The organism is Ruminococcus sp. 1001713B170207_170306_F1, from assembly GCF_015668065.1.
GTDB lineage: Bacteria > Bacillota > Clostridia > Lachnospirales > Lachnospiraceae > Blautia_A > Blautia_A faecis.
Map to the genome: position 1 here is coordinate 1 of NZ_JADPEX010000058.1, position 2,898 is coordinate 2,898.

Consider the following 2,898-nt stretch of genomic DNA (forward strand, 5'->3'; position numbering starts at 1 on the left):
CACTTCCACCCCTGCCCTATCTACCTCGTCGTCTTCAAGGGGGTTTACTTCTTTCGAATGGGACATCTCATCTTGAGGGGGGCTTCACGCTTAGATGCCTTCAGCGTTTATCCCTTCCGGACTTGGCTACCCGGCCGTAGACTTGGCAGTCTAACCGGTACACCAGCGGTCCGTCCATCCCGGTCCTCTCGTACTAAGGACAGCTCCTCTCAGATATCCTACGCCCACGCCGGATAGGGACCGAACTGTCTCACGACGTTCTGAACCCAGCTCGCGTACCGCTTTAATGGGCGAACAGCCCAACCCTTGGGACCTACTACAGCCCCAGGATGCGATGAGCCGACATCGAGGTGCCAAACCACTCCGTCGATGTGAACTCTTGGGAGTGATAAGCCTGTTATCCCCAGGGTAGCTTTTATCCGTTGAGCGATGGCATTCCCACTTAATACCACCGGATCACTAAGCCCTACTTTCGTACCTGCTCCACCCGTCGGTGTCGCAGTCAAGCTCCCTTCTGCCTTTGCACTCTTCGAATGGTTTCCGTCCATTCTGAGGGAACCTTTGGGCGCCTCCGATACCCTTTCGGAGGCGACCGCCCCAGTCAAACTCCCCGTCTGGCATTGTCCCACCGCCGGTTCACGGCGGCTGGTTAGAAGCCCAGTACTGCAAGGGTGGTATCCCAACAGCGGCTCCGCAGCAACTGGCGTTACTGCTTCCTAGCCTCCCACCTATCCTGTACATGCAATACCGGACCCCAGTACCAAACTGGAGTAAAGCTCCATGGGGTCTTTCCGTCCTGGCGCAGGTAACCAGCATCTTCACTGGTACTTCAATTTCACCGGATGCATTGTCGAGACAGCGCTCAAATCATTACGCCTTTCGTGCGGGTCGGAACTTACCCGACAAGGAATTTCGCTACCTTAGGACCGTTATAGTTACGGCCGCCGTTTACTGGGGCTTAAATTCAAAGCTTCGCGTTTCCGCTAACCTCTCCTCTTAACCTTCCAGCACCGGGCAGGCGTCAGCCCATATACCTCACCTTTCGGTTTCGCATAGACCTGTGTTTTTGCTAAACAGTTGCTTGAGCCTATTCTCTGCGGCCACTTCTCAGTGGCACCCCTTCTCCCGAAGTTACGGGGTCATTTTGCCGAGTTCCTTGACAATGCTTCTTCCGCCGGCCTTAGGATTCTCTCCTCATCCACCTGTGTCGGTTTACGGTACGGGTACGGTATAAACAATAGCGGCTTTTCTTGACGCATGGCTCACGGACTTCGCTACTTGTATTTCGCTCCGCATCACAGCTTCCCATTGACACCCGGATTTGCCTGAGTGTCTGGTACCCTGCTTGCACCGGGCTTTCCATTCCCGGCTTCCGCTTTCCTTACGTGTCCCCACAGTTCTGTCATACCGCAGTACAGGAATCTCCACCTGTTGTCCATCGGCTACGACTCTCGTCCTCGCCTTAGGCCCCGACTTACCCAGGGCAGATCAGCTTTACCCTGGAAACCTTGGATATTCGGCCTAAAGGATTCTCACCTTTATCTCGCTACTCATTCCGGCATTCTCTCTTCCATGCAGTCCACAGCTCCTTACGGTACTGCTTCGTTCCGCATGCAATGCTCCTCTACCGATCCTTGCGGATCCCTTAGTTTCGGTGGTACGTTTCAGCCCCGGACATTTTCGGCGCAGGGCCTCTCGACCAGTGAGCTATTACGCACTCTTTGAATGAATGGCTGCTTCTGAGCCAACATCCTGGTTGTCTTCGAGACCCCACATCCTTTTCCACTTAACGTACACTTTGGGACCTTAACTGAAGGTCTGGGCTCTTTCCCTTTTGACTGCCCAACTTATCTCGTGCAGTCTGACTCCCGGTCCTGTCTACATGGCATTCGGAGTTTGATATTCTTCGGTAGGCTTTGACGCCCCCTAGGAAATTCAGTGCTCTACCTCCACAAGACTCATGACCGAGGCTAGCCCTAAAGCTATTTCGAGGAGAACCAGCTATCTCCGGGTTCGATTGGAATTTCTCCCCTACCCACACCTCATCCCCACCCTTTTCAACGGATGTGGGTCCGGACCTCCACTGCCTCTTACGGCAGCTTCATCCTGGACATGGGTAGATCACCCGGTTTCGGGTCTACTCCTACTGACTTAAGGCCCTGTTAAGACTTGGTTTCCCTACGGCTCCGTCCCTTAAGGACTTAACCTTGCCAGTAAGCGTAACTCGCCGGACCGTTCTACAAAAAGTACGCGGTTGCACGCATAAGGTGCTCCCACAGCTTGTAGACACAGGGTTTCAGGTTCTCTTTCACTCCCCTCCCGGGGTCCTTTTCACCTTTCCTTCACAGTACTATGCGCTATCGGTCACTAAGTAGTATTTAGCCTTAGGGGGTGGTCCCCCTGACTTCCCACAAGGTTTCTCGTGTCTCGTGGTACTCTGGATCCTGCTCAGTCTCATCTGCTTTCACATACGGGGCTTTCACCCTCTTCGGCCGGCTTTCCCAAAACCGTTCTGTTAGCTTCCGAGAATCTTAAATGCAGTCCGTAACCCCGGAATGCACGCATTCCGGTTTAGGCTCTTCCGCGTTCGCTCGCCGCTACTTGCAGAATCGAGTTTTCTTTCTTTTCCTCCGGGTACTTAGATGTTTCAGTTCCCCGGGTTCCCTTCCATACGTTATGGATTGGCGTATGGATGACAGAGGTGTGCTCTGCCGGGTTTCCCCATTCAGAGATCTCCGGATCAAAGGATATTTGCTCCTCCCCGAAGCTTATCGCAGCTTATCACGTCTTTCTTCGGCTCTTAGTGCCAAGGCATCCGCCCTGTGCCCTTATTGCTTGACCTTTCGCTCATCACCCTAGCGTAGGTGATGCGGTCTTTTGATTCTCATTGTTGATCTT

The 2,898-nt window shown here is 53.5% G+C and carries 1 rRNA gene; it reads right to left on the bottom strand.

Annotated elements, in window-relative coordinates:
* Window positions 1-2,841, bottom strand: a 23S ribosomal RNA gene (locus I4V84_RS19405); the annotation flags it as partial.
* Window positions 2,842-2,898 lie beyond the last annotated feature (57 nt).